The following is a 25,657-nucleotide window of genomic DNA, read 5'->3' as shown; positions in this document are numbered from 1 at the left end:
CTGATGCTCCGATTCAGGTCAGTTTCTTGATATAGGTCCAGGTCGGGACCTTGGCATTGCGTGACACACAGAACGCTTCGGCATCGCCGATATATTCAAAGCCGCAATTCACCAAAACACGGGCCGAGGCCGGATTGTCCTGAAAGACAGAGGCAAAGATCGTGTCATTGCCCATCGGATTGGCACCAATCAGCGCCTCTACCGCCTGCGATGCGGTGCCGGTGTTCCAGAATTGCGGCGCGACCCAATAGGCGACCTCGGATTGGTTGCGATCCATGCGTTTGAGCGTGATCGCCCCCATCACCTCGGCACTGCCGGTCTTGGAGGCATCCATGACCCAAACATCCTCGTCCCGCTCAACGGCGGTGACGCGATCAACCATGGCCTCAACTGCACCGGGCGGCAAAGGATGTGGGATCGTCGGGGTCATGCGCGCAACGCGTTCATCGCTGCAATAATGTTCCAGCAACCCGGTGTCAGACATCTGAACTGGGCGCAAATCGAACCGCTCGGTCTCAACCAAGGGCTGCTGCTGTAAACTATCCAGGCTCATCTGCACTCTCCTCTGTGCATTGCCTTTATCACTTAGGCATTTGGGTTCGGTTAATCGGCTTTTGTCGCCAGATTGTGACCGATCCACATGTCGTAAATGAAACAGGGGACCGGCAATGTGCCGATCCCCTGATTGTTTTTCAACCTCTAGGTCGGCTTATTCAGCGGCCTCCGCCACTGGCAGGACCGAAATAAAGGTTCGGCCCTTGAGGCCTTTGTGGAATTTGACCGCGCCTTCGACAGTCGCAAAGATGGTGTGATCTTTGCCCATGCCGACGCCTTCGCCTGGCCAAAACTTGGTGCCGCGCTGACGCACGACGATGTTGCCAGGAATTGCTGCCTGACCACCATACAGTTTTACGCCAAGACGACGACCAGCTGAGTCGCGACCGTTGCGGGAGGAACCGCCAGCTTTCTTATGTGCCATGTGTCTCTCTCCTTAGGCTTAGGCCAGGGTTTTGGCCTGTTCGACCCACTCGGGCTTGACTTTGGCACCGTCAAAGGTGTCCGCGTCAACAGCCGCCAGCTGGGCAAACGTGGTGATGCCGGCCTCGACCAGCTTTTTGGCAGCGGCTGGGCCGACACCGTTGATTTTGGTCAGATCATCTGCGCCCTCGGCTGCGGTAGCAGCAGGAGCCGCTTTCTCAGCTTTCGGAGCCGCTGCAGGTGCATCTGCTTTAGGAGCAGAAGCCGCACCAATCGCCGCCTTGACGCCCGACTTGTCCGCACCGGCAGTGAGGATCTCGGTCACGCGCAGCAGGGTCAGCTGCTGGCGGTGGCCACGGGTACGCTGCGAGCTGTGCTTGCGGCGACGCTTGACGAATTTGATGACCTTGTCACCTTTGATCTGATCGATGATTTCGGCCTGAACACCAGCACCTGCCACAAAGGGCGCGCCAATGGTCGTGCTGTCGCCACCAACCATGAGAATGTCGTTGAACTGGACGGTTTCGCCCGCATCAGCAGCCAGCTTTTCCACGCGGAGCAGATCGCCCGCCTGAACTTTGTATTGCTTGCCGCCGGTCTTGAGTACCGCGAACATCGCGTGTTTCCTTTCTTTCCCGCGTCCTTCGGCCCCCGGAACCCCGGGCGTTCATGGCTGGATATCGGCAGTTCCCCACCTCAACCCGCGGACCATCAGGCCCTGGCCGCCTCGAACCGCGCGCCCCTTGGGGACGTTCGTTTCAAAAAAAACAAAAGGCGGGGCGCACCGGCCCCGTCCTCGTGTGAGCGTGCATTACACAAAGGGCGGGCAAGTTGTCAAGTGGGACCGACAGTTGCGCGATCGACAAAACAACCGGTCCCCTCATGTAGCAAAATTTGACAATATCTGTTTGGCAACCAAGTAGGCAATGCCACCCCAGCCTTCGAATTCACAACCCGAGATTCAAACCGATTAAGTTGAAAGACTTCAAGACGCACACCCTTAACTTGCACACCTCAAGAGGTTATCACACGTTAACTTTGGTTAAGCCTATTTCGGGCGATTCATTTTGCCGCGAGTGACGGAGAGTTTTTACATGCCCACCATTAATCATGACCCAACTGCCCTGACCACCAGCCAAGGGGATGTGACCTCAGCGCATTTCGGATCGAATTTCCTGTTCGACCAGGATTTCAATCCTGACGGTACCATTGAGGGCAATTGGTACGATCAGGTCACCGATGCCGCCCATACCCAAACACTGCGCTTTCCCGGAGGAACGATCACTGAGACACAATTCGATCTGAATGATACCGCCAAATTAGAGGAGTTCCTGTCTTACTGCAGCGCTAACGGCCACAAGGCCATGATCGTTTTGCCGACATTCCGTTTTTTCGATCCAGACTCTCCCAATTCAAATTACCTGGAGAGTGACGCAGAAACCATTATCAAAAACTTCGTTCAAACCGTGTTGGATCTGGCTGACGCGCAGAATCCGAAAGTCATCATCGAAGGATTTGAAATCGGCAACGAATACTATCAAAAGAAGTTCACCAACGAAGATGATTTACTTTTCGGCGATGAAGACAACCCTTTTGTCGCAGATGAAGATACCCCCTGGACGACAGAGCAATTCGCAAGACTTCAGGCGCAGATGGCAAGCTGGGTAAATGACGTGGTTGCAGATAACGTGGGAGTCTACGTTCAGGCGGGACGAAACTCTGATGAAAACGACACACTCTACGGGGGGTTCGCGGATGCCGGAATCGGCCTGGACGTTATTGATGGTGTTTTAACGCACTTATACTACCCGCCTGAAAACCGTGATTTGTCAGTTATCGAAGACGTGGAGGTGCGAATTGAAACCATACGCGAAGTGTGGGGATCTAGTCGCGAACTTATCGTAACCGAGTGGAACACAAGCGAAGCGAATAACTACGGTGGTAACAACGCCGTTTATGGCATGGCCCGACTTGCCGCTCTGACACGCGGGTTTGCCGATTTTATCGGACATGGTGTAGACCAACTGCTCATATGGTCGACCATCGCCGGCGGGCCGAATGGACGGGCGACCCTAGGTCTCCATACCACTGCAGAGCAAGTCTTTACACCAACCGGGTACTGGTTCCGCTTGATGGCCTCGGAATTGATCGACACGCAGTTGGTCTCGGACTATGGAAGCGCCTCGCGTCTCCTGGACGCGCAGGATGAATTTGTGGGCTATTCCTATGTGTTCCAGGGAACGACATTCGAAACCAGTAACGACTATCACCTGCTCTATTCAAACGGCACGAATGGTGACCTGACACTGGACCTTGATCTGTCAAACCTCATGACAAATGACAGTTTCGTTTACGCTGCTCACATAGTTCATACAGGTGCGCTTTCACAAGGCGACCCCCAAGACGCTGCTGATCCAGCTGATCCACATGCCACGGCAGAGTTGCAATTCGTGACAAATTTTGAGGACTTGGAGGATTACGATCTTGGCGCTTACGAGTTTTTGCAGGTGAACATTGTCACCGGACACGGGATAGATCTGGAAACTGATCCGTTCAACGCTGTAGATGATAACATGTCGCTGACCAAATATGGGGATCGGCTGAGCACCTTTGATGGCAATGACAGCGTTTACGGAGGGGCAGGCTTTGACACAGTTGACGGCGGTGATGGCAATGACTTTATTAACGGCGAAAACCATGCGGATAGCCTGCTTGGCGGAGCTGGTGATGACACCCTGATCGGTGGTCACGGCGTTGACCAATTATTTGGTGGGGTCGGCCATGACAGCCTGGATGCCGGGAGCGAGGCCGACCGGGTTTGGGGCGGGGATGGCAATGATATCATCCGCGCCGGGTCCAATTTTGGTGAATCCGTCGACGGGCTCTGGGGTGAGGCCGGGAATGACACGCTTTATGGCGATGCGGGCTTTGATTATCTGTCAGGAGGCACGGGGGAGGATGTGCTTATAGGCGGTGACCAGGCGGATAACCTCTATGGCGACGCAGGCAATGACTCGCTCTATGGTGGTCAGGGTCTAGACCGGATGTTTGGTGGCGACGGCAATGACTACCTCTACGATATCACTGATAGTAATGGATTTTTCGGAGAGGGCGGCGATGACATGATGGTTGCCGGGAACGGCAATGATCGCTTTTTCGGCGGGACCGGGAATGACATCATTTCAGCCGGAGGTGGCAATGACTCGATCTATGGCGGCGCAGGTTTTGATACGATCATTGGCGGCGCGGGCAATGACGTCATGCGCGGGGATTTCAACGCCGATACCTTTGTCTTTGAAGACGGGCATGGCAGCGATACGATCAGCGATTTCGACACGAACACCAACCTGGAACAGATTGATTTATCAGGCGTTTCCGCGATCGCCAACGTCAGTGACCTGAACCTCGGATCGGCCACATCGGGCGCGGCAACGCAGGTCGGCGCGGATGTGGTGATCAACACGGGCGGCGGCAATTCCATCCGCCTGACCGGGGTGAATATCGCCGATCTCGAGGCGGGCGATTTCATCTTCTGAAGCCAAATTAACGCAGCGCCCGCAACCCGGTAACGGGGCGGGCGCTGAATGGGCAACGGGGCAATCAGTACAAAACAGAGCGCCTTTGGGGGAGATTGCCCCCTGCCCTTTCGCCCCAATTCCGGGGCCCCGGATCAAACCTCCCACCCAATCTGTCCGATTCTGCCTGAATTTAGCAGAGATTGCCCCCTGCGTTGGTTTTTCGGGCCGGAAACTGGGTTAACTTCGGTTAGGGTTGGTTAAGGGGGAGGGAATGGCAGTTTGCGGTCCGAAAGAGATGTTCGCTCCGGCTGTTCTGATCAAGTGGCCCCCGCAGTTGGGGCGGAGACCAACTATTCGCTGCGTTCCGAGCGAACGACCGCTACACAAGAAAATGTCCCTCTGGATCCTTGCAGAATGATGAAGTCCCTAGCATTCTATAGGCCGACTCCTTTTCGTTTTGGAGAGAATAGCCATTTCTCGCGGAAAGGCCCATTGCCATGCATTAGGACACAGTAAGGTTTTTTGATGAGCAGAATAAAGTCTATTGATTTCTATGACTACAAAACGTTTTCCAAGTTCACTATTTCAGCAAGGGCCAAAAACATCCTCGTTGGCCCAAACAATGCAGGCAAGTCGACAGCTTTAGACGCATTTAGGATTTGCTTTGATGCGCTAAGGTATGCCGGTCGACGGAACGCTTTTTTTAAGTCCCACGGTGAGGATGGCGTCTGTTCTACTTGGGAAGTACCAGTCTCGGCTGTTCAAACTGACCTAAGATATTGCATACACAATTTTGGAGATGGGCGTGCAAAAATATCAATCAAATTGGAGAACGGAAACTCCTTCATCGTTGCTGCTTCCAACGACGGGCCATTGGAATGTTACTTAAAAACAGAACTTCAACCACGAAAGAACACGCAGTTTTTGCGAGATCAATTCCCCATAAGTCTGACTATAGTTCCAACGCTCAGCCCGCTTGAGCAAAACGAAGAACTTGTGCAGCAAGAAACTGTAGAAAGAAACCGATATGGGCGACTTGCCAGCCGGAACTTTCGGAACTTTTGGCTTCATAAAACCGAAGCAGAGTTTGAGACGTTTGCAGATTTGGTTGAGTTGGGCTGGCCGGGTATTAGGGTCCAACGACCCGAGATCGAGCGAGGAGGCAAACGCCCAGTTGTTCGAATGTACTTCCGTGACGGGCCTCATGTAAGAGAGGTACAATGGGCTGGGTTCGGCTTCCAAGTCTGGATGCAAACTATGATGCACCTCTCGACCTCGAACCATGCATCAACACTTATCTTGGACGAACCTGACATTTACTTGCATCCTGATTTGCAGCATCGTCTTCTCAGACTGGTTGGCCAACGAGTTGGTCAGTACTTCATCGCAACGCACTCAACGGAAATTATTAACGACGTCGAACCCGGCGAAGTTTTAATTATCCGACCCGGATCCAGGAGCGCCAAGAGAATTCAGGGCGAAGCTGGATATTCAGATGTATATGCTGCGATCGGCAGCTCAGAAAATGCACAGTTTGCAAGATTGGCAAAAACAAAAAAGGTTCTGTACTTCGAAGGTAATGATGCAAGGATACTTTCGAAAATTGCCAAGAAGCTTGGGGGGATGGACTTCATTTCAAACTCATCTGTTACTCTCATGAAGACGGACGGATTCACAAATTGGACTAGAGTCACAACTTCCTCCTGGGTTTTTGAAAACTTCTTTGGGTTCAAGATTCCTGTGTCGGCGATTTTTGATCGTGACTATCGGTGTGATGAAGAGATAAAAGACTTCATAGAGGATGTGAGTGTTGGGGATACGCTCTGTCGAGTTCTTCCACGTAAGGAAATCGAAAACCTACTTTTGGTGCCTGAGGCGATTGCTGCCGTTGTAAAGAAGTATGGCCGTGATCAACTGCAAGAAGGCTATGAAAAAGTTGTCCTTGGCGCGATCAACACAAGTGTCGACGAAGTGAAGTCAAAGACGTTGTCGGCCAGGATTGGAGCAAAGATAGCGTATGAAGTTGGCAAAGGGTCAAAGAAGGACATCGCGACTATTTCCGCAGAAGAAGAGGCTAATTTCACAAAAGGCTGGCAAGAGGTGGACTTTCGGTATCGTGTTGTGCCAGGCAAGTCAGTATTTTCCGCAATCACCAAGAGGATACAAGAAGAGTTGAAAGTCACTGTGACTTCATCTCGGGTTATTGATGAGATGACAGCGGCTGATATCCCGCCAGAGCTTTTCGAAACCCTGAAGGAAGTGAAGGGCCATCTCGAGGGCTAGCTTGAAAGCAAGTGATTGCAGTGCTCGTCTGGAGGTTTTGTCTTTTATAACTTTGCAGCCGTTAAATGCAGATGTGACGAAAGGCTGGTTTGGGCTAGGCAAACCTGTCCGTCTGTCGTTCGCCAAACTTTGCAAAGCCCCCTTCCTGCGCTTTGCCGCCCCCTGCCCTAAAGATCCTGCCCTTGCATTTGGCGGGCGGCGGCGAGGCCCAGGGCGTAGGAGATGTCGTCATACATTTTGTTGAACCCGGCAAAGAGGGCGCGGTTGAGGGCGCGGCCTTCGGGGCTGGAGGAGAAGGCGACATAGGCGTCGAGCTGTTCAGCCTCCAGCGGGTCATAGGCCAGCATCAAAAAGCCATAGATCCATTCGCGGGTATCGTTGCGCGTCTCTTCTTCCTGCGCCCAGACATCCGAGAGGATCTCGCTCTCGCTCATCTCGAAACCGCCGCCATCGACCATGCCGCGATAGAACTGGAAAGAGGCGTTCAGGGCCCCGGTGACATTGGCTTCGATCAAGTCATTGGCCTCGATAAAGGCGGTGACACCGGCGAGATCCTTGTCATCGGTTTCGTAATATGAGGCCCGCGCTGCCTGTTCGACCGCATCATCGATCATCGCCTTGCGGGCGCGCAATTCCAGGGTGACCACCTCTTGGCCAAGGTCAGAGGCAAAGAAGCTCAGCAGGGCGGCGGTGTCGGCATCGCCCAGCGAGTCGCCAAAATGCTTGCGCACCACGGCCTCCATCTTGTCGATGTCATAGATCTGATCAAGCAGCGCCTGCCATTGCGCGTTTTCACCGCTGGCAAACATGTCGGTGGCCATGTCCTGACCATAGGCCACGCCCTCCTGGCGCATGATGGCGAGCAATTCATCCAGTTGCAGCGCATCCAGCACCTGATCCGAGGGCGCAACCTGGGCCCGGGCGGGATCCGGGGTGAGGATGGGCACAATCAGGGTCAGGGCAACAAGACAGACGAAAAAGCGGCGCAGCATTGCGGTATCCTTTGATAGGGTCCCTCTAACGGTAGGCCCCATGGGCGGGATTTCCAAGGGGGCAGCGCCTTGATGAGCGGATTGTGTAAATTTCGGGTTGCAACGGCCCGCTCTGCGGTCTAAACGCCCCTTCACCAAGACCCCCGCGGAGAGGTGCCGGAGTGGTCGAACGGGGCGGTCTCGAAAACCGTTGTGGGTGCAAGCCTACCCAGGGTTCGAATCCCTGTCTCTCCGCCACTTTTTCACTATCGTCGTCCAGGTCGTCTAAGGCCTTGAAGGGTAAGGTGGTTTTGGCGGTTCGAAATCCTTTTTCTCGGTGATATGGGATGGGGGCTTCGAAAACCAGTTTCAAGACGGTTTGACGGTCATCATCACGCCCTGTTTGCCAGAGTTTCCAAGGGTTTGCTAAGAAATCTAGAGCGGTTCGAAAACTTGTGTCGAAGTCCTTTTGTTTTGGCTTGGTTTTGGCGAGGTTTTCCGAGATCAACGCGGATTGCGTTTCAAGCTTTTCGATCTTTGCCTCAAGCGCGCGGGCTGTAGCCGCGCTTTCGGTGTCGATCAGCAGATCAGCGGCTTTGCGGATGTCGGTTTCGATTTTGCGTAGGGACGTCTGCTGTTCCTTGCGGCGGATTTCAAAATCGCCAATGCGTGCGTCCCAAAGGTCTTTGAACATGGCTGAGGCCACGGCGAACAGGCTGCGTGGCGGGCGCAGGGATTGCAGCAGCGTTTCGAACGCGCCCTCGACATCGGCGCGGCGGATCGACTTTCTGCGCGCATCGCACCCTTTTTGAAAGCACTCGTAGTAAGGATAGCGCTTGTTGCGCCCCTTTGCCCAATAGGCGGTCATCGGGTGGCCGCAGCTGTCGCAGGCGACGTAGCCGCGCAAGGGGAAGTCTTCGTTCGCCACCTTTTTCTGCGGCGCAGTCGACGTGCCATTCAGGCGGGTTTGAATGCGTTGGAACGTTTCCCACGAAATGATCGGGTCAAATTTGCCCTTTGAGAGCGGAATGCCCCAGGGTTTGTATTCGTAATAGCCCGCGTAAATCTTGTTGGTCAGCATGTTTTTGATGCGCTGCGGGTGCAGCGTGCCGTTGGCGTCCAGTTTGTAGATGCCATGCGGCACGAGGAAGCGGGCAACATCCGCTTGGCTGTCGAACCGACCCGATGCAAATCCCTCAAGCGCCTCTTGCAAGGTGCTTGCGGCTGGTTCGTCGCGGATTAGGACTTTGCCGCCGCTATCCCCTTTGACGTATTTGTATCCACGCGGGACAAAGAAGGGGTAATACCCTGCCTGCAACCTAGCACGCATGCGGTTTCGGGTTGTCTCGGCATTTTTCTGGCGGTGGTGCTGTGAGACAGAAGCCAGCATGTTTTCGATCAACAGGCTGTCGCTGTCGTCACCAAATTCGATGCTAGGACTTTCCAGCCGTGCACCAACCGAGCCAATCGCGGCGCGTAGTTTCAGGTGTGCATCCAGATCGCGAGCAAGGCGCGAGATATCATCAATGATGACCACGGGTTCGTGTTTGCGGTTCTTGCGCAACCAAACGAGCATTTCTTTGATGGCGGGACGATCCACCAGCCCACCGGAGACACCTTTGTCTTCATAGACCTTTTCGACGCTGTAGCCCTTGTAGGCCGCAAATTCGCGACAACGGCTTTGCTGCGAAGCAAGCCCGTCGCCCTTTTTCATCTGCGCTTTTGAGGACACACGCGTGTAAACTGCGGCAATTGTCATTGGCTGGCCTCCTTTTCTTGGGATTCTACTGTCTTCGCGGTGAAACTGGAGGGTTTATTGACCGAGGCGGGCAAAAGAAGTTGTGGACAAGTCTCGGACAACACACGGGGCAGCAGGGTTTCGAGACACGCCCAGAGGCGCAAGAGTCGGTCATCTGTGTAGAGATGCGCTTCGCCTTCCTGCTCGGCGATGCGGCGGTATTTGTTGAGGTCGGGCGACATGAAAAACACTTTCCAGCGCCGCCCAACTGGGCGGCGCAAAATTTGGTTACTGATTAGAAAAACAAATCCGCCGCGCACAAAGGGTGCGGGCCGCACGCGGGCGGGCTGCGGTGCAAATTCTGGGCGGATTTCTGGGAATGTTGTCCTAATCATGTCACATATCTCGGAAATTGTCTAATCTTTTGATGATCTTGCCGGATAGCGCGTCGCTATCCGGCAGTGACCATTCGTTACGCGGCTTTCATGGTGTCTTCCGTCTCGACAGCTACTGCGGCCTCGCGATAACTGCCCTGCGGGAAGGCCATGTAGCGGGGCATCCAGTCTGGATCGACGGGTTTGCGGGTGCCGTCCATACAGGCGGTCAGGAGGGCGCGTTGGGTCTTGGCAGTGGCGGTGATGTGCTCCGCCGCTGCATTTGTTCCTGCGAACTCACCTACCATGGCATTCAAGACCTGCTTGTCACGGATCAGCGCGAGGAATGTCTCGTCCGGTTGCCAGTGCTTGGACATATCCGTGCCCATGTCCTCGCCCAACTGTTCAATCATAGGGCTGTTCACATCAAGGCTTTCCGCCATGAGGAAGGTCAGGATGCGCAGCACGTCTTCGTCACTAAGTTTTTTCAAAGCATCCAGAATATCCCAGATCGGCTTGCGCTTGTCCCAATCCTCGGGATTGTAGAGGATGTTTGAAAGGTCGTCCAAACCAAGAAGCTTAGTGATTTCAAAGCGCTGTTCGTCGAAATGGGTTTGCCCCGAATTCGTCGCAAGGCTGTCTTCGATTTCCGGTTTCGCGGCAATTTGTAGATCGGGTGATACCGTCCAATGACGCGCCCCGCAGATCATATGCGCCGCAATCAGACGCAAAGCCAAACCCTGATGCACAAGCATATCGCTGCGCACGGCGGCATGGCGGTGCAGGTCGACGTAGTTCTGCGCGGCTTTGGTCAGTTCCGGCTTCTCGGCGGGCGTGATGTCTGCCTTCTCGCGGCGTTTGGCTTCTGCCTTGGTGATATAGCCCTTGTGGGACGTGACTTCGCCTTGGTTAGTCACGGTTACAAAGACCTTGCCGCCATCTTCCTTGGCGCAGCTGCGGTGATCCCAATTGGCGAACCAGTTGCCACGATCCATCAGGATCACATCCGCCCAGCCATCGGCCTTGAGTGCGTCCACGGCTTCGGCAATGGCGGTGTTTTGATGCGTCCAGAAAGCCTCAGCATCTGCAAAATAGCTGTCCTCGCTAAAGAGGTCAGAGACAACGGCAAGCCCGCTCTCCAGCACATCGAACACGGCATTCGCGGTTGGGATATGCGCCCCGCCAAACAGCCAGTCTTTGAGGCGCTGCCCTGTCGGCGCATAGGCATCTTCATCTTTCATCAACGCCCACCAGTCTTTTTGTTGCTTGGGCGTTGCCATGGTCAGATTGCGGATGTCGCCTGCTTGAATTGCGCCCTTGCGATAGGCCGTGAGGATCGGCGGGTGCAGCCGCCCGAGCGCGAGGCGTTGGCTCACCATGCGCGGAGTGATGCCAAACGTGGCGGCGATATCGTCTGCGTCGCGGCCTTCTTTGATCAGCTTGGCAAAGGCTTTGTACTGATCCACCTCGTCCATTGGCAGGCGCTCAATATTCTCTGCAAGACTGGCCTCAAGGGCAGCAGCATCGTCGCCCTCCGCCATCACAAGGCACGGGATCGGGTCAATCTCGCCATCCTCGGCGATGATCCGGCACGCGTTCAAGCGGCGCTGTCCGGCGATGACCTCAAAGCCATCTTCAAACGGGCGCACGAGAAGCGGTTGCAACATGCCAAGCGCGCGGATGCTGCTGACGAGGTCGTCGCATTCCTTTGCACCGAATTTGCGCACGTTGAGCGGGGAAACGGAAAGTTGGTCTAGGTCTATAAATTGCAGGGTCATGATTTTATCCTTTCATGAGTAATCGATGCGGGATTGCACCCTGAAACCGCTCACGCAGAGCGGCTTGGGGCTGCACTCCCCCTCACGCGGCGCGATAGACCAAGCGTTCCCCTGCGATGGTGATTTCGCTGTATTCCATGCCCAGATCACGGGCGATGGCGTCATAGTCGATGTAGAATTGCAGCCGCTCGGGGATGTCGCCGAAAACACCGTCCTCGACAAAGCGCTCGGCAAGCTCGCGCAGGCTGTCCACGTAATAGAAGTCGATGCCATGGCTGTCGGGGCATTCCTGCACATCAAAGCTGTATCCGCATTCGCCCACGGCAAAGATGACAAGGGTCTTTTCCCAATCTTCCCAGTCCTCGACACAGGTCAGATAGTCGGCAAGATTGGCCTGATTGATCCCGATGGCTTTCGCCATTTCGCAATCAATGTCTTCTCCGTCGATGAACTGAATCTCGAATTCCTCGACCGGATCGCCAAAGTCGTTCCGCAGCTTCGCGGATTTCTCGGCATAGTCCTCATAGCTCTCGAAATAGAAGCCGCAGGCGGTGATGTCGTAGGGTTGTGCATGAAGTGTAACGGTCATTTTTTCTTCCTTTCCAAATGGATGCAGGGGTTGCGCTTGCAACCCTTGCCCCTCGGCGAGAGCGGGGGTGCAAATGGAAAGGAAAACCGACGAAAGATGCTTTGCCTTTGACGGAGGCTCCGGCGCTTGCGCTGGAAACCGTCAAAGCAAGGATCTCTTCGATCTGTTTTGCTTGAAATGCGCCAGGGGCAGCGCCCCAAGCACGCGGCGGTCAAGACCGCTGCCATCGACATGCCGGTGATAACCGGTGCGCAAGGGATTGAAGCCGCATGGCCGAAACTGTCAAAGACAGGTTCGGTTCACGAAAGCCCGATCCGCTCGCGAATGCGCCAAAACTAAAAAAGAGGCGCAGCCAAAGCCACGCCTCTTCTCACAGGGGAACCTCGTTCGTTTGATCTATTCCGGCGACGGCTCAATCACCTCGCCCGTCCCATCATGATCCTCAGGCACGGTGCGCAGAACCAGCTTGCCATCAACCGGCATCGCATCCATCTGCACATTGAAGCCTTGCCCATCCTTATGCGCCCAGGCCACGGCAATCTTGCTCCAATAGGATTTGTTGCCCTCTCCTGTAGGTCGAACGGAATAGCCCAGCAGGAAGGGGTTATTCAAAGCGGGTTTATCTTGGGGTTGGTTTGTTTCATGGCTCATAAAATCTCCTTGGTTTATGTGTTGATGAAAGGAGAACATTGATAGAACAAAACACGCGTCACGATCAAGAATAAATTCCTGATTTCATACACTTGTATGGAATGGGCGGAAACCGGACCTTCGCTGCAGGTCCCGAAGCTGCCAAGAGTTTCGCGATAGGAGACATATTCTCGTTGCGAGATCTGCATTTTCGACCCATATGTTGAATACTTCTACTGCAACTCACGTAATAGGTGGATGGCGCTCGGGTGATTGCCAACCAGGAGATGAAATGCAAGCTTAGGAAGCAACGATACGAATCATGTTTTTGGATTGAATTCGAATGCCGATTGCGGAAATTGAAACGCCCTTTCTGGACGCCTGCGTAAGACAACGACTGGTCGAAGACGAAAATTTAGAAGATGCGAAAACCGAAGAAGCATTGACGCACTGCCAAGTGGATGCCGAAGATGAGGTGGAAGCGGCATTCAATGAATTTGCTGGTGGCAACCGTTTAGTGGGTATTCAGGCCGTCGAACTCGATGCTGGCGAATGGGTCGGCCACATTAAGCGGATTGACGCGATTACACGGTACTTATCGGGTGCGCTAAATGATCTCCCGGGTTCACCTGGGGACTTTTCCCCGGCCCAAGTTGAAGCCCGAATACGAGCTTTGGCTTTGCCGGGTAGTCCTCTTAGCAAAAATGAGGCCTTGATGTGGTTCGAGGAGGAGGTTTTCGACCAACTTCCTAACTACAAGGTAGCGGGCCGACCAACTTGGTTGTTTGAAGCCGACGATGGTGACGCAAGGTCTCTACTGGTGTCAAAGGAGTGTTCAACACTTCCATGCCGCTTGGGGTTGCCTGAACCACTTTTTTGGGGCGATCCACCTTTCTACCCCAGAGGGTTAGAGTTCGTTGGGTTCGCTTTCTCAGGCGATGATTTCGACGGTGGCAGACGACCGACTGCACTCGATGGAGATTATGACTCTGTTAGGAAGATTTGGATTATTGGCGGTCGAACACAGCCACTTCCACATGGACCTGAAGACATGAGGAAGCTCAACGGTTTGGGGGAGGTAGTTTCGGAGCCGCCGCTACTTTCCAATGCAGTCAACAACGTATATGTGTTTTTAAACTAGTGAGGGAACGTAAATGAGCCTTCTTCAAGCCTTTGAAGAAACGATCGCCGGTAAGGAGGATCGTGCCGGCATCACTGCTGTGGATGTTTTTACGTCAAAGTTTTTTGAGAACGGTCACTCTCAACAAGATAAATTGGTTGAATTGCAAGCGGTTGTTGAAGCCAACCTGGCTGACTCCGAACGCAAGTGGTTCATGTTGACCGGTGTGATCGCCAAATGGGGGATAACATCCGAAGCACTTTCTGAATGCATTCGCAGTAAACTGGCTGACGATGCCGAACCTATGCCATCTATGGCACAGTACCACGCGCTGCGGGCCATGGGCGCAGCAGCTGGTGGTTTGCTGCCAGTGGATGTGCTGAATGAGCATGCGCTAAGGCAATCCCACCCGAAACTTTGGGCGGAGCTGGTTTTGAGTGCATACAAAAATGGAAGTCCTGAACAAATTACTAAGCTTATGGTCAACTTGCTCGTAGGAAACCCGCCTTTGATGCCTTGGAAGAGCCTTCGTGCATTACTCCCAGAAGTGCGGTTGGCTTACGGTTCGCCAGCTGAGTTTCGTAAGCAGATTCAGATAATAGCGAATAATCTCGCTGACCTTACTGCCCGAAACGGAATACTAGATGCTGCAGAAAAAAGAGTCGGTGGAGGGATATCAAGTGGGGCTGTGAAAATATCCAATAAGACGGCTAACAGAAAACAATTCAACATTCCAACTAAAACAATAAGACGGGATATTAACTACGGCCGAAAATTTGTTGAGCCTGACGGGCAGCTTGCTCTAGCAACTGGTTGAGGTCAATCCGATGGGACAAACCACAGAGACTAGACCAATAACAGACGAAGACTTCCTGATTGAGCGTCCGTTCGGCGACATTTCGAGAAGCCTTTTTGAAGAGTGGTTTGATGCTGCAACTCTATTCGTCAATGCAAAAGAGTTGTTTACTGACGAGGATAGCTTTGTTTCGGCGGTAAATAAGTGTTTTTTGAGCCTTGAGAAACACTCTACTCGATATGATGATCATATCTCCGGTGGGCGACCAGGAGTTTATGAAACCGCGCGTGTGGTCGGTTCTAATAAAGTAAGATCAAAGAAAACGCGAGCCTTTCTCTTGCTGGAACAGATGTTTCAAGGTTTCTCGTTCAACCAACATCCACTTCTCGAAAAAGCCGACATCACCAAAGAACAGATGCGTATTCCGTCGCCTCTGCTTTTCATCCGTCGATTGCTTACCTCGGAAGACTATCTTGCCAGTGAAGCATATACCCATGCAGTTGTAAGAGCGGAGATTTTCGCGGCAGCGGCGCGCAGTTTCCCTCCGAGCGAGACGCAGAATCTCTATGAATATATTGCTGATCAAATAGACTACAAATCTGTCGGTGACGCTCTCAAAACCATGACTTCCTATGCGGAGAAGAGGGAATCCACCAACATAACCAAGCCGATACAGTTCATAGTCGGGCATTATTTGGCTTCATTGGGGCTGGCTCGGATAAGCCTATCGAGAACCCACCAATCGCACGGCCCAAGCCGCAACGAGTACAGACTGTTTTCTGTCTACGAGTTCCTAGAACGCAAGTCGCTAGATATCTTTCCGAATAAGTCTTCTAACCGTCGCGAGGACTATGGCTACGAGATCAAGCTGACTGTGTCTCCAAGTGACCTGCCATCGATACCACAAATCTTGAATGACCTAGAAGGGATACCTTTTCCTGTGCCTGGTGCGAAGACTGTGTTCGCTGGGGGCATTAGAATGACCGAGCATGGTGGTGCAGTAGTTAGAATAAGTGGCAAAAGCGGCAGTGGAAAGACAAGCCTCGCGCTCGCAGCGTGCGTGGGACTGGCACCGCTGGGCACTGAAACATTCTATTTGTCTTGCGAAGAAGAAAGGGATGATCTCCTCGACCGAATTTCAACGGTCACACCAGCTTTTGTAAGCACCAATCGGGTTTTTTCAGCAAAATCAGTGCACGGAGCAGCAGGCAGTACCTCGACCTCCCTTGAGACCGAAAGCCATTACGAAAACGCATGGTTTCACACTTATCATTTGGATAGTAATGACGCTCGCAGCAATTTCGAAGATGCTCTGTCTTTCGTTGACCAGATTATGGAGAAATATGACACAGAGCCTGGTGATCAACCTCGCTACCGAGCGCCGGGAACTGTTCCTTACGTCGTTGTCTTGGATGGGGTTCATGAACTTGTAGACCGTGATGCATATGAGCTGATCCTGAAGGACCCCCAGGTGGATGATGGGGGTGATTATGGTCCGATATCGGAGCTGCATCGGTTGATCGAAAAATACCGAAAGCTCAATGTTCTGGTCATATTGGTCTCCGCCGATTTTGATACACCTGTCTTTAGTTCGCTGGACTACCTAGTCGATGTAGTTGTCGAACTTGACAACAATCAGGATGTAGATGTGCCCCACAAGCCTCTACGTACTGCTAGCCTTACGAAGACGCGCCGCCAGTTTTCCAATACCGGCACCCACAAGTTTCATATTTCGAAAAGAGACGGTGTCCGCTTTTATCCAAATCTCGAAGCTACTGTTGAGCAGTTCAAATCCAGAAATTGGCAGCAGCCAGACGACAACTTTGTTTTTGACTTTCTGCTTGGGCAAGAGCCTTCGTTGAAGATTTTCAGTAAATCTCAAACAGTTATAGCGGGAAAGGGAAGCGGCGGGAAGGCAGGTTTTGCGCTCAGGCTTCTTACTTCACCGCTCACCCCGAGAAAAGAAAGAACTCTTGGTTTTGCCGATGCAAACGGTGTGGGCCTTGTTGGCCTGGCTCGGCGTTGTCTAATCATATCCTTTCTCTATCCACAATCCTATTACGCCGGATTGGTCAAGAAGATCAAACAGTCAAAATTCTCCGATAACTCAACTGACTATCCAAACCCAGATTTCGATTTCTCTACTCTCACTTTCTATCCTGGTTACGTGTCTCCAGAGGTGCTTCTAACCAAGGTTGCGGATGAATTGCGCTCGGCAGAATTACAAGGTTACCCGTTTGACAGCATTCTTCTCGACGGCCTTCACAATGTGTTCCTACAGTTCCCACTACTGGAAAAAAGCACATTGATTTGGCCGATGCTATCCGAAATGTTTAGGCGCTTGGGGGTTAACGTGGTTACAACCCACTCACACTTTGACGTGTTGGGGATGGGAAATGCTCCCCTCCTAGCGGCGGATGTTATGTCGGTCGCGCACAGGTCCACCCCTCTGCTTCAAGCGCTGATAAATTCAGCCGACTATTATCTTGATGTCTCTTCTGCTTATGACAATGAAAAAGTCAGGAGCAGGTCTGACAAAGACAACCTCTACGAAGTCAGGGTCGCAACTGCGTTTGGTCAAGCGGTGCCCCGCAGTGATGTCGCCTTTTGGGATAGAGAAGCTATGCAAATTAAAGACTTGAGCAAACTCATCTAATTTAGGCCAAGACTAAGATTGCCTCTCCTAGCCTTGGCGAGCCTCCTTGTTGAGGTGATGTTCGTAGCTTTCGGCTTATGTCGTTTTTAACAACATTATATCCCAGCCCTTTTGCAATTTCGGCTAAGATGCGACCGGTTTCAATTTCTACACCCGCATACTGACTGTTTCCCACCACGATCCATACCCGTCCTTTTGGTTTTTTAGACTTGGCGAGATTTTCCAAAAGGTTAGACATCTCGAGGAAGTATGTCTCGATCATTCTAGGAATTCGTTTGTCCCACAGTCGATCTTGCTGAATTTGTAACTTTTCTACCGTTTCAGTGAGTAGCGCAGGTTGATCCACCAAACGTGCAAAGGCCTTGGAAATTTGAACGTGTGAAGTAAGAGTTTGTCTTCTCAATTCAACGTTCTGGATTCGGTTTTTGAGGTAACCAAGCATCCACAGTTCAACATTGTAGACATCTGTATAGTCGAACGAATTCGGGTAAGGCGGTGAAAAAACACTGACGTCGAATTCCGGAAAGCAAAGGTCTTCATCGCGAACATCTTGCAGTTCTATTCTGGCCGGAACCGCTGACTTGGAGTTGAAACTCTCAATATCGACAAAGCAACGCTCGGCTCGCGTCTGAAAAGTATCGAGAAGGTCGAATTTTGTCTTCGGCCGTTGCTGCCAACTTTTCCGGTAGCGTCTTCCCTTCCCGTTAATCACGACGTTTGAGTTTTCGATGAGCGAGCTCCCCAGAATAACTTCGAAGAGGCGTCTTAACGTCGGGTCATTAAGACACGAAATCGCGTCTCGAAGTCGAAACACTTGGTGAGCAACATCTGCGTTGAAGAGCCATTTGCCGTTCTTTCCAGGTTCTACGAACGTTTCGGGTAAATTTGCTTCGTTGTTGTGGTCGAAGGTGCTTTCGTGGGTTTGGGCCGATTGGACAACGGAATGGAACGAGGAGCGAAGTTCCTTGATATCATAATATTCAGTCTTCGCGCGGCCGAGATCGGCCAAGAAGGGGTTTACCTCATATGAAGTGCTTGGGACGCCAAGGAACTGTGCTGTTAGCGCAGTGGTTCCAGAGCCAGAGAATGGATCAATGCAGGCCTTTACCTTCGTCGGATGATCGACAATCGCATGCTTAACAATTTCTGGTGAGAATGCTTCCTTGAAACGATACCAGCTAGAAAACGGCAAGTCCTGCGATCGGTGATTGGTTCCCAGAAAAACCGGGGTCCTTTCACCTATCCACTTGTCGAAAAGTGCCTGCATTTGTTTCTGCTCGATTGATTGCGGACGATTTGGTTGACTTGATCCTATACCTTATTACATGCAGCGATTTCGTCGCCAATGATGCATGGCGAAATCCTTACGCTTGAGTAAAACTGCTTCCGTTCCGCATAAAGTTTCTGGTTGAACTTGGCAAAGCAAGAATGGGTGATGGCTTGGCCCACTGACACTGAGCCGGAGTGGCCTCAAATTTTGCGACCGCAGCGAATCTCGGCGATGCAGGCTGCGACCGCGGCAACCAAGGAGCGAGTTCAAGGTCGGCTGTGGGCCGAAGTTTAGTTGGAACCCAGCGGCAATTGGATGTCAGGAAGCTTGGGGCGAATTGCATCTATCAACCTGTTGAACTGCTTCTTACCTAAGAATCGTCCTGTCGTTTTAGAACCTCGAAACAGCTCCGCACTACCAAGGTGCAGCTTGAGACCCACAAATCTATCTCGACCTCCAACGCAGTGAACGTGCGGGCTCGAAGGGAAAGGGTCCGCATCAAACTTATGCACCCGCCATACCTCCCCATCAACCTTGTAGTCCTTCTCAACAAGCCAACCTCCTTGCTGATCGCACAAAGCCATCTGCGAGATTGCAATGTCGATGTGATCATCTGTTTCATCTACAAGCTCAACGCTGCCTCGCTCATCCATCATCGGTACTAACCTTTCAATTGGCGGACAGCACTCCTATCATGCAACACCGTGCATTGAAACTCTGTTCTCGAAACTAATGGCAGCAAAGCGGGCTGCACTCGCAGCATCCCGGCCCATTGTCGAGTGACCGCTTTGGGCCGTCCTTCTCGAGGCGGCCAAACCTCTTGTCTACTCTTCAATTTGTTCCAAGCAGAAGATTCCCTAAGATCTTAAAGAGCGCATCACTTGGAGTTTCGGTCATTTTCTGCTAGCGTCGGCTCATTATTTTTTGAATTCTAGAGGTTTTGCATGGCAATTCGACTTAGCATTCGCTCGTTGGAACAAAATGGAGCGTCCATAGACGTTCTACGTGCTGCTTACGCAAACTTGAAATCTGTCTCAGATGAACGTGGGTTTGATTGGTTTGCTGCAACGCATGGTGCTCCCACGCCAATTTGGTGCCCGCACGGATCACCTCTCTTTCTGCCTTGGCACCGGGCATTCCTGTATTATTTCGAACTCGCCCTGCAGACACGGCTTGGTGCCCGTTTTACGCAGGTGGCCCCGGAACGAACCGAATTTGCCGACGTCGGACTGCCTTGGTGGGATTGGGCATCTGATCATTCCCACACTGTGGGCCTGCCGGAAAGCTATGCCGTGGCAAATGTGGGCGGACAACCAAACCCACTAGCGAATTCCGAGATTGGGAATCCGAGCTCCCCACTTGTTTCGGGTGTTTGGTCAGACGGGCTTATCAGTTTCATCCGCACAAATCCCGACTTTGAAGGTGTGATAACGGACGTGGACCCGCCAACGACACGAAGGGACCCGGACGATGCAGACGATTTACCTCGTCAAAGCACAATCCGCAATGTTTTGATGCGGATGGAGACGTTCGCCGACTTTACAACTAGCGTTGAGCAGATACATGACGACGTCCACGGCTGGGTTGGTGGGTCGATGTCATCCGTTCCGACGTCGGCCTATGATCCGATTTTTTGGTCCCATCACTGCATGATCGACCGCCTGTGGCATATTTGGCAGAATAGTTCGAACGCGATGGACCCACCGCCTGACTTGATGGACACGGTCTTGGCACCATTTCCGCTGACCGTTGCCCAAGTTTTGGACATTGATCGCATGGGCTATGAATACGCCGTCGCGGCTGTGGCTTAGGAGATAGTCAATGATTGGATACGATAGCACCATATCCGAAAAATCCTCTCCTGCAGAAGGGGTTGAACACATAGCCATGAAGTTTGATCTCGATATTGAAGATTGGGAGACGATCACGCGTGCCGATCTGGTTTTTGAAGACTTGTCGACTGTTGGCTCAAGTTATGGGCTGCGGGTTTTCTTCAACAACAAGAAAGCTGCTGCTGGGACAAAGAGGACCGCAAAGAATGGCTATGCCGGGCGGCTGACAATTTTTGGACATGGCGAATGCCTGGGGTCAGAAGGACACTGCTCCTCTGCGAGCAAGGTGCATGTACCTCAGGACACGCCAGCGATGCCTGTACTGCAACACCCTACAGCGCCGATGAAAAGGATCTTGACCGTAACACCGGCTTTGGATCGCGTCATGCGTCGCTATACTAAGGGCTTGCATACGGTAACCTTGGTCACGGTATTGCATGCGCCGTTGCGCAAGAACCGCAAGCCAATGTCTGGTCTTCTAAGATGCCGCCGCGTGTCATTACGCACATATAGTTAGAGAGTTTGGTGGGTGGGAGCCAAAGCAATGTGCTTTCTGGCTGATCGAATTTGAGCCGGCATTGCTATGGTTAGTATGGTCAGGATAGACGAGACCCGGAGTTCGCGCTTGCAGCGAATGGCCGCAAAGAGGGCTGCGCCTGCAGCAACGTGAAGGTGGGGCGAAGGGCCGCAAAGGGACGTGAGCGACGAAGAGTGACGAAACGGCGATACGTTTCATGGGTCATCCAGGGTTCAATGCCCTGCGATGACCCAAAGCCGAGAGGGTGCACGGGAGACGCGCAGCGGGTCTCCCTGCCAAGGTGTGGTGGTCTGCCACCACACATCTTGCAATCAGCGTGAACCATCGGAGAACGCACATCTCGCTTATGTTCTTTTTAGCTTAATTCTTTGCAACAGTAGAGCTGCCAAGTTGACCGCTTGGCGCATGATCTGGATCGGTATCATACGCTCAATAGAAATTCCGCCGCGCTGTGCTCGTCTTCATTTCTTCAGCTCAAACACATTCACCTCGGCGGCGTGCAGCAGAAGCACCCTGTTGCCCGTATCATCCCAACAGTAGTCATCAACAATATCAAAGTGATCGTTAGATAGGTATCCAAATTGGATAGACCTTCTGTTCCTAACGGGTCCCAACTCTACCAAATTCTCACCAAACTTGGAGCACACGGAAGCGAACTGAGATCCATGCTTCAAAACTAGAAGCCGCTCCCCATCTGGAGAGAAAACAGGCTCTCTGCATCCTTGCAGTATTGAGATTATGGAACCAGAAAACAGGTCAGCAATGACGACTTGTTGAGCGTACAGCTGTTCAAATGCAACCGTACGTCCATCCCTACAGAACGAAACGTTCGGCCATCCTGCAGCTCCTAGACCATCAAACTGGGTAGTATCGGTGTGCTCGCTGTTAGCGTCACCGTTTCCAAAGATTTCAAAACTTAGATTCTCCTTATGATCGATATTTACCAATATTGGTACGCCCGATGGGTGAGCATACAATTCTTCCCGAGCATTCAAATCGACTTTGGTGACCGAAAGCTCCCGATCGGTTACTTGTCCAAAGTAAACCGACCGTGGTTTCGGGTCGCTACCTAAGCGTAACCGGTCTTTGAGAACAAACGAGAAATCGCGGTATCCACCGCCGCGCTGGGACCATTGAACATAGGTGCCTCTAGCAGCTTGGTCACTCTCTACGTGTGATCCCAATCCATTGAAGCTTCGATAGTACTTAACAGGCGCTGTGTCTCCAGTGTTAAATAGAATAACATCTTGATCATTCTTAGAGCGCCGGGCGACACCGCATCCTTGGTTAACCTCTTCCCCGCGGAGGTCCGAGGTCTCAGCAGGAGTTCGTAGAAATACCCAATCCCATATTCTCCATGCCAATCCCAGAGAACCGCCAGACCAGTAGTAGTCTCTTGCCCCGTACCCGCCACAGACAGTGAAATAGTAATCTGGCCAGAAGAACCCATATTGCGAACGTACGCCTTCTATCCGTTTAGCACCTCTAGCAACGCCATCCTTCTGCCCAAGAAGCACTTCGGTTACATCGTCGTAACCATTGAAGAAGCAAATCCCAATTTCCTTTCTGTTTCCGCTATGGACTTCAAAGCGAAAGTCGTCACTCGGAGAACCACCAAACTCGTACTTTGCGGACCTTTCCCATTGTTCGTTTTGTTCACAAGGAACGATTGTCCCATCAGAAAAGAACGGGACACGCTTCAGGCGTCTCATAGTCTCTTCTTCCAACAAAACCGGGGCCAAAGACTGTCCAAAAACTCGTGGGTATGAAAAAGTTAGCCGCCTCAGAAGGTTATCTAGATCAGGAAGCAGACTTGATGTTCTGAGATGCTCGCTGTTCAGCTCCTCAAGAGATTTGATCGAAGAGGGAATGTCGGACACAGATAGTGGTTGAGATTCCCGATCTACAAGGATCGGGATAATAGTTTTTTCCAACTCGATGGCCGTCTTAATTTCCTCTGCAAGTGGATCGAACAGTTCTTGCCTTGCCCTTTCGCGCAAAGTCTCTTCCCACGAGCATCCAACAACACAGAACACAATTTGTGCTTGCTCCAATTTTGGAAGCGTTACCTCCTTGAACCGTTCACCAGGATTTAGAGAGCCGAAGTCCATGAAGACTTCATCATTTCCCAGTCGAGCGCCAAGGCGCGAATAAATTGTCTCAGAGACGCTCTGTGTGTCACTTCTTCGATATGAAATAAAAACCTGCATTCAGTACTGCCATCCCGAGCAGGTTGGTGTCAGTGACTTAAAAATTGAGCTGCTACCAACCTCACTTTCGCCCAAATTCGTTGTGATGGATTGCAACCAGGTTCCCAGATTGTCGATTTGTGAGCTAATCATCATCTGTGCGTCCGGATAGTCTAGAAGAGATGCCATCAAGGCCCCATACACGTTTGCCGCGATCAAGCGGAATGAGGTGCCGAGAAGGCACATTGACGAATTGTATGTCAAAATCAGGCCGGCGACCGCGAATGAGAAGGGGATTACGAAGTCTCTGAAAATTAGAGGTGGAACATACAGCACTCTTCGAAAGATCAGATCCTGCTTCGCTTCACCGTCGATTTCGTCGTTCAGGTACATGGCCGAAACGGCGAGGCACGAACCATAGAATGTTAAAGAACCAAAAAGGAATAATCCCAATACCCCCCGGATCTTTGGCGTAAACTCGCCAAAAACCAATACTAACTCTTCTTGAAAAACGAACGCAAACAATATCAAAGCTGAGATGCTCACTGTTCTGTTGCGCATCGACAATGTGGTAGTTGTTTTTTGGGGGTTTGCGGACCCAACTAAGATATTGATGAATGAAGCTATCGTCAGTACAATCAAATACACCGCCGGAACAGCAAAAATCGCAAGATAAATCGCGCCGAACAGCAGGCTGACAGAAATACCAAAAATCACCAAGATAATCGAAATTACAAGCATCAGCCTAAGAGCAATGATCGGCCACCGCATATCGTATAACTTCTTGTATATGGAACTAAGCTTTGAACGAATCATTCTGTATCTTTCTAGCGGAAAGCCCTGAGAAGAAGGGTCAAAAATTGTTTGCATCTGTGAGTCTCAGGCTAGCAATCTTTGGCACCGCTCATGATTATTTCTTCAGGGGCGCGGGCTCACATCTATGGATGTGTGCCATTTTCACAATATAGTGGTGCAGCTATGATCCTGCAGTTTGGAGTGCCGCGAAGGAATGCCTCTATCCCTCCCTGAAACCACCATACGCTCACTCCTATTTTGCCTAATCAATGAGCAACGTGAAGACATACGCTTCCCTGCGGTTTGGCTTGACTCGCAGATTGTCAAGTTGCAGGGCGAGATAGAAAACGACAGCGCACCCGTTACAGATGTTCGCGCCTTGCGACGTTTTTACGTGAAGGGCGAGCGCCCTGGCTCTCAAACCTTAGCTGCGTGTATTTCGCTTTTAGAGTATTACAAGTTTCTGGAGACCGATCACCTTGTACTCGCTCAGCAGCGCTCTCGAAAAAGTAAGAAACGGATGCCAGAAACCGGTATGATCCCGCCGCATCGAAGCCTAGAGGGCGTACATTTCGCCGAGCTCGGTGTTGGTTCGGTCACAAAACTGAACTGCTTGCTGCTCAGTGAGCGCGAGGAGACTTCCTTTCAGTGGGAAGCCTATCGGGCTGTGAGAAACTATGTGAAACAACCGGATGAGAGCGCAGAGCGCTACGAATATCGGTTGGGCGATGGCAATTATGATGATCTTGAGGAGTTTCTTGGCGTCGTTGATCTGCGTCTGGAAGGCACTTTTTTTGACTTTCGCGGTGAACACGGAACTTACCTTTGGGGAGGCCTCAATGGGCGCGTTCTGATCAAAGACGAGCAAAATCTTGTTTTAAAGCCTTTTGACCGCCAGCCTCCTGAGCCCCATAAGCGCATTGCACCGCTGGACGTAATGGCGGAGTCAGCATCCTCAAATTTGACCAAAAGGCAAAAAAATAATATAGTTAGATATGCGCAAAGATATTTAGCGCCAACCGGTGATTTTGTATTTAGGAGGTTTATGAGTAGTGATTTAACAAGCATTGATAGCAAACTATTGCAAGCGGCAAAGGATCAGCAACCGCTTGAAATAATGGCAGCATTGGCAGATGGTGCAAATATAAACGCGATTGATCCCGCCAATGGGCAGACGGCGCTTCATTACGTGGCTAGTGGATTAGATCCCTACTGTTTGGTCGCTTTGGTTTATGAGCCAAACTACTATCCTCACCTTCTCGACAGCCTAAAGAAAGACACCGACCTAAATGTCGTCGAAGTCGATCTCGCCGTCCGACAGGCGCAGGCAAGACTTGATCCTTTGATCTTGGATCATGAACACCGTTTTGCAAGCGAGCATGTCGACGTTCCTGGACCTGAAGAGGACGACGATGCCGATCCCACGGCCAGCCTGCGTCTCAACAACTATCTCTTTTTAGTTCGTTTCGAAGAGGAGGCGCTTCAAGCAGGTGGCTTGAGCCCAAGTCTGAACAATGTCTTGACATTCTCACTCGAAGAGCGGGTAAGGCAACTGTCAAACGGGCCTTCTGCTCCCAAACCTAGCGAGCCAGGGCTCTAAGC

The 25,657-nt window shown here is 51.9% G+C and carries 20 protein-coding genes, 1 tRNA gene and 1 pseudogene; 9 read left to right on the top strand and 13 right to left on the bottom strand.

The window, feature by feature from the left end; translation table 11 throughout:
• Nucleotides 1-13 precede the first annotated feature (13 nt).
• The 3 genes from CLV87_RS11480 to CLV87_RS11470 form a co-directional block, all read right to left on the bottom strand.
• The gene (locus CLV87_RS11480) at nt 14-553 is read right to left on the bottom strand and encodes a GNAT family N-acetyltransferase (RefSeq protein ID WP_099245427.1); all 540 of its coding nucleotides are present in this window, start codon (nt 551-553) and stop codon (nt 14-16) included.
• 156 nt (nt 554-709) lie between these two features.
• Nucleotides 710-979 carry a 50S ribosomal protein L27 gene (rpmA, locus tag CLV87_RS11475; protein ID WP_099245425.1) on the bottom strand — a complete coding sequence of 90 codons (270 nt, stop codon included), beginning with the start codon at nt 977-979 and terminating at the stop codon, nt 710-712.
• A gap of 18 nt (nt 980-997) precedes the next feature.
• Nucleotides 998-1,594, bottom strand: a complete 597-nt coding sequence (locus CLV87_RS11470) for a 50S ribosomal protein L21 (RefSeq protein WP_099245423.1) — start codon at nt 1,592-1,594, stop codon at nt 998-1,000.
• Nucleotides 1,595-2,072: 478 nt separating this feature from the next.
• Here CLV87_RS11470 and CLV87_RS11465 point away from each other — a divergent pair, with 478 nt between their 5' ends.
• Together CLV87_RS11465 and CLV87_RS11460 are read left to right on the top strand one after the other, a co-directional pair.
• Nucleotides 2,073-4,514, top strand: a complete 2,442-nt coding sequence (locus tag CLV87_RS11465) for a calcium-binding protein (protein ID WP_099245421.1) — start codon at nt 2,073-2,075, stop codon at nt 4,512-4,514.
• A 507-nt stretch (nt 4,515-5,021) separates the two neighbouring features.
• Nucleotides 5,022-6,779, top strand: coding sequence for an ATP-dependent nuclease (locus CLV87_RS11460; protein WP_099245419.1), 1,758 nt, complete (start codon nt 5,022-5,024; stop codon nt 6,777-6,779).
• A gap of 167 nt (nt 6,780-6,946) precedes the next feature.
• Here CLV87_RS11460 and CLV87_RS11455 read toward each other — a convergent pair whose 3' ends face one another.
• A complete protein-coding gene (locus tag CLV87_RS11455) occupies nt 6,947-7,771 on the bottom strand; it encodes a DUF2059 domain-containing protein (RefSeq protein ID WP_099245417.1) in 825 nt (274 codons plus the stop codon).
• A 147-nt stretch (nt 7,772-7,918) separates the two neighbouring features.
• Between CLV87_RS11455 and CLV87_RS11450 the strand changes: the two genes are divergently transcribed.
• Nucleotides 7,919-8,008 (top strand) — tRNA-Ser (locus CLV87_RS11450).
• 493 nt (nt 8,009-8,501) lie between these two features.
• Here the strand turns inward: CLV87_RS11450 and CLV87_RS24360 are convergent.
• The 5 genes and pseudogenes from CLV87_RS24360 to CLV87_RS11425 form a co-directional block, all read right to left on the bottom strand.
• A pseudogene (locus CLV87_RS24360) lies at nt 8,502-9,509 on the bottom strand (recombinase family protein); the annotation flags it as partial.
• Entirely contained in the window at nt 9,506-9,730 is a 225-nt protein-coding gene (locus CLV87_RS11440) for a hypothetical protein (protein WP_133840763.1), read from the bottom strand. The pseudogene CLV87_RS24360 and the gene CLV87_RS11440, both read right to left, overlap by 4 nt.
• A gap of 230 nt (nt 9,731-9,960) precedes the next feature.
• Nucleotides 9,961-11,640: a ParB/RepB/Spo0J family partition protein gene (locus CLV87_RS11435; protein WP_099245413.1), complete on the bottom strand. Its 1,680-nt coding sequence runs from the start codon at nt 11,638-11,640 to the stop codon at nt 9,961-9,963.
• An 82-nt stretch (nt 11,641-11,722) separates the two neighbouring features.
• The gene (locus CLV87_RS11430; RefSeq protein WP_099247700.1) at nt 11,723-12,229 is read right to left on the bottom strand and encodes an antirestriction protein ArdA; all 507 of its coding nucleotides are present in this window, start codon (nt 12,227-12,229) and stop codon (nt 11,723-11,725) included.
• Nucleotides 12,230-12,625: 396 nt separating this feature from the next.
• Nucleotides 12,626-12,880, bottom strand: coding sequence for a hypothetical protein (locus CLV87_RS11425; protein WP_208293341.1), 255 nt, complete (start codon nt 12,878-12,880; stop codon nt 12,626-12,628).
• A gap of 322 nt (nt 12,881-13,202) precedes the next feature.
• Here CLV87_RS11425 and CLV87_RS11420 point away from each other — a divergent pair, with 322 nt between their 5' ends.
• The 3 genes from CLV87_RS11420 to CLV87_RS11410 are packed head-to-tail and all read left to right on the top strand — an operon-like array spanning nt 13,203 to nt 17,431.
• Entirely contained in the window at nt 13,203-14,000 is a 798-nt protein-coding gene (locus tag CLV87_RS11420) for a hypothetical protein (RefSeq protein WP_099245411.1), read from the top strand.
• A gap of 13 nt (nt 14,001-14,013) precedes the next feature.
• Nucleotides 14,014-14,796: a hypothetical protein gene (locus CLV87_RS11415; protein WP_099245409.1), complete on the top strand. Its 783-nt coding sequence runs from the start codon at nt 14,014-14,016 to the stop codon at nt 14,794-14,796.
• A 10-nt stretch (nt 14,797-14,806) separates the two neighbouring features.
• Complete coding sequence (locus CLV87_RS11410; RefSeq protein WP_099245407.1) at nt 14,807-17,431, top strand: RAD55 family ATPase; 2,625 nt, start codon at nt 14,807-14,809, stop codon at nt 17,429-17,431.
• A gap of 1 nt (nt 17,432) precedes the next feature.
• On the opposite strand, the gene CLV87_RS11405 is transcribed toward CLV87_RS11410, so the two are convergent.
• Together CLV87_RS11405 and CLV87_RS11400 are read right to left on the bottom strand one after the other, a co-directional pair.
• Nucleotides 17,433-18,698 (bottom strand): TRM11 family methyltransferase, encoded by a 1,266-nt coding sequence (locus CLV87_RS11405; protein ID WP_099245405.1) that lies wholly within the window; start codon nt 18,696-18,698, stop codon nt 17,433-17,435.
• A gap of 293 nt (nt 18,699-18,991) precedes the next feature.
• On the bottom strand, nt 18,992-19,357 hold the full coding sequence (locus CLV87_RS11400) for a hypothetical protein (RefSeq protein WP_099245403.1): 366 nt from the start codon (nt 19,355-19,357) through the stop codon (nt 18,992-18,994).
• A gap of 288 nt (nt 19,358-19,645) precedes the next feature.
• Here CLV87_RS11400 and CLV87_RS11395 point away from each other — a divergent pair, with 288 nt between their 5' ends.
• On the top strand, nt 19,646-20,512 hold the full coding sequence (locus CLV87_RS11395) for a tyrosinase family protein (RefSeq protein WP_099245401.1): 867 nt from the start codon (nt 19,646-19,648) through the stop codon (nt 20,510-20,512).
• Between the two features lie 10 nt (nt 20,513-20,522).
• A complete protein-coding gene (locus tag CLV87_RS11390; protein ID WP_133840762.1) occupies nt 20,523-21,050 on the top strand; it encodes a hypothetical protein in 528 nt (175 codons plus the stop codon).
• A gap of 482 nt (nt 21,051-21,532) precedes the next feature.
• On the opposite strand, the gene CLV87_RS11385 is transcribed toward CLV87_RS11390, so the two are convergent.
• Complete coding sequence (locus tag CLV87_RS11385; RefSeq protein ID WP_099245399.1) at nt 21,533-23,281, bottom strand: toll/interleukin-1 receptor domain-containing protein; 1,749 nt, start codon at nt 23,279-23,281, stop codon at nt 21,533-21,535.
• Nucleotides 23,282-24,031, bottom strand: a complete 750-nt coding sequence (locus tag CLV87_RS11380; protein ID WP_133840761.1) for a hypothetical protein — start codon at nt 24,029-24,031, stop codon at nt 23,282-23,284. It lies immediately after the preceding gene.
• A 238-nt stretch (nt 24,032-24,269) separates the two neighbouring features.
• Between CLV87_RS11380 and CLV87_RS11375 the strand changes: the two genes are divergently transcribed.
• Nucleotides 24,270-25,655, top strand: a complete 1,386-nt coding sequence (locus tag CLV87_RS11375) for an ankyrin repeat domain-containing protein (RefSeq protein WP_099245395.1) — start codon at nt 24,270-24,272, stop codon at nt 25,653-25,655.
• The last annotated feature ends 2 nt before the right edge of the window (nt 25,656-25,657 follow it).

It is taken from the genome of Pelagimonas phthalicica, assembly GCF_004364805.1.
GTDB classification, from domain to species: domain Bacteria; phylum Pseudomonadota; class Alphaproteobacteria; order Rhodobacterales; family Rhodobacteraceae; genus Pelagimonas; species Pelagimonas phthalicica.
Note: the sequence above shows the minus strand (reverse complement) of the source record. Positions and strands in the feature narration are given on the sequence as shown.

Excerpts from the sequence above, each read along its gene's own strand:
- CLV87_RS11480 (WP_099245427.1), bottom strand. The coding sequence starts at position 553 with ATGAGCCTGGATAGTTTACAGCAGCAGCCCTTGGTTGAGACCGAGCGG.
- rpmA (WP_099245425.1), bottom strand. The coding sequence starts at position 979 with ATGGCACATAAGAAAGCTGGCGGTTCCTCCCGCAACGGTCGCGACTCA.
- CLV87_RS11470 (WP_099245423.1), bottom strand. The coding sequence starts at position 1,594 with ATGTTCGCGGTACTCAAGACCGGCGGCAAGCAATACAAAGTTCAGGCG.
- CLV87_RS11465 (WP_099245421.1), top strand. The coding sequence starts at position 2,073 with ATGCCCACCATTAATCATGACCCAACTGCCCTGACCACCAGCCAAGGG.
- CLV87_RS11460 (WP_099245419.1), top strand. The coding sequence starts at position 5,022 with ATGAGCAGAATAAAGTCTATTGATTTCTATGACTACAAAACGTTTTCC.
- CLV87_RS11455 (WP_099245417.1), bottom strand. The coding sequence starts at position 7,771 with ATGCTGCGCCGCTTTTTCGTCTGTCTTGTTGCCCTGACCCTGATTGTG.
- CLV87_RS11440 (WP_133840763.1), bottom strand. The coding sequence starts at position 9,730 with ATGTCGCCCGACCTCAACAAATACCGCCGCATCGCCGAGCAGGAAGGC.
- CLV87_RS11435 (WP_099245413.1), bottom strand. The coding sequence starts at position 11,640 with ATGACCCTGCAATTTATAGACCTAGACCAACTTTCCGTTTCCCCGCTC.
- CLV87_RS11430 (WP_099247700.1), bottom strand. The coding sequence starts at position 12,229 with ATGACCGTTACACTTCATGCACAACCCTACGACATCACCGCCTGCGGC.
- CLV87_RS11425 (WP_208293341.1), bottom strand. The coding sequence starts at position 12,880 with ATGAGCCATGAAACAAACCAACCCCAAGATAAACCCGCTTTGAATAAC.
- CLV87_RS11420 (WP_099245411.1), top strand. The coding sequence starts at position 13,203 with ATGCCGATTGCGGAAATTGAAACGCCCTTTCTGGACGCCTGCGTAAGA.
- CLV87_RS11415 (WP_099245409.1), top strand. The coding sequence starts at position 14,014 with ATGAGCCTTCTTCAAGCCTTTGAAGAAACGATCGCCGGTAAGGAGGAT.
- CLV87_RS11410 (WP_099245407.1), top strand. The coding sequence starts at position 14,807 with ATGGGACAAACCACAGAGACTAGACCAATAACAGACGAAGACTTCCTG.
- CLV87_RS11405 (WP_099245405.1), bottom strand. The coding sequence starts at position 18,698 with ATGCAGGCACTTTTCGACAAGTGGATAGGTGAAAGGACCCCGGTTTTT.
- CLV87_RS11400 (WP_099245403.1), bottom strand. The coding sequence starts at position 19,357 with ATGATGGATGAGCGAGGCAGCGTTGAGCTTGTAGATGAAACAGATGAT.
- CLV87_RS11395 (WP_099245401.1), top strand. The coding sequence starts at position 19,646 with ATGGCAATTCGACTTAGCATTCGCTCGTTGGAACAAAATGGAGCGTCC.
- CLV87_RS11390 (WP_133840762.1), top strand. The coding sequence starts at position 20,523 with ATGATTGGATACGATAGCACCATATCCGAAAAATCCTCTCCTGCAGAA.
- CLV87_RS11385 (WP_099245399.1), bottom strand. The coding sequence starts at position 23,281 with ATGCAGGTTTTTATTTCATATCGAAGAAGTGACACACAGAGCGTCTCT.
- CLV87_RS11380 (WP_133840761.1), bottom strand. The coding sequence starts at position 24,031 with ATGCGGTGGCCGATCATTGCTCTTAGGCTGATGCTTGTAATTTCGATT.
- CLV87_RS11375 (WP_099245395.1), top strand. The coding sequence starts at position 24,270 with ATGCCTCTATCCCTCCCTGAAACCACCATACGCTCACTCCTATTTTGC.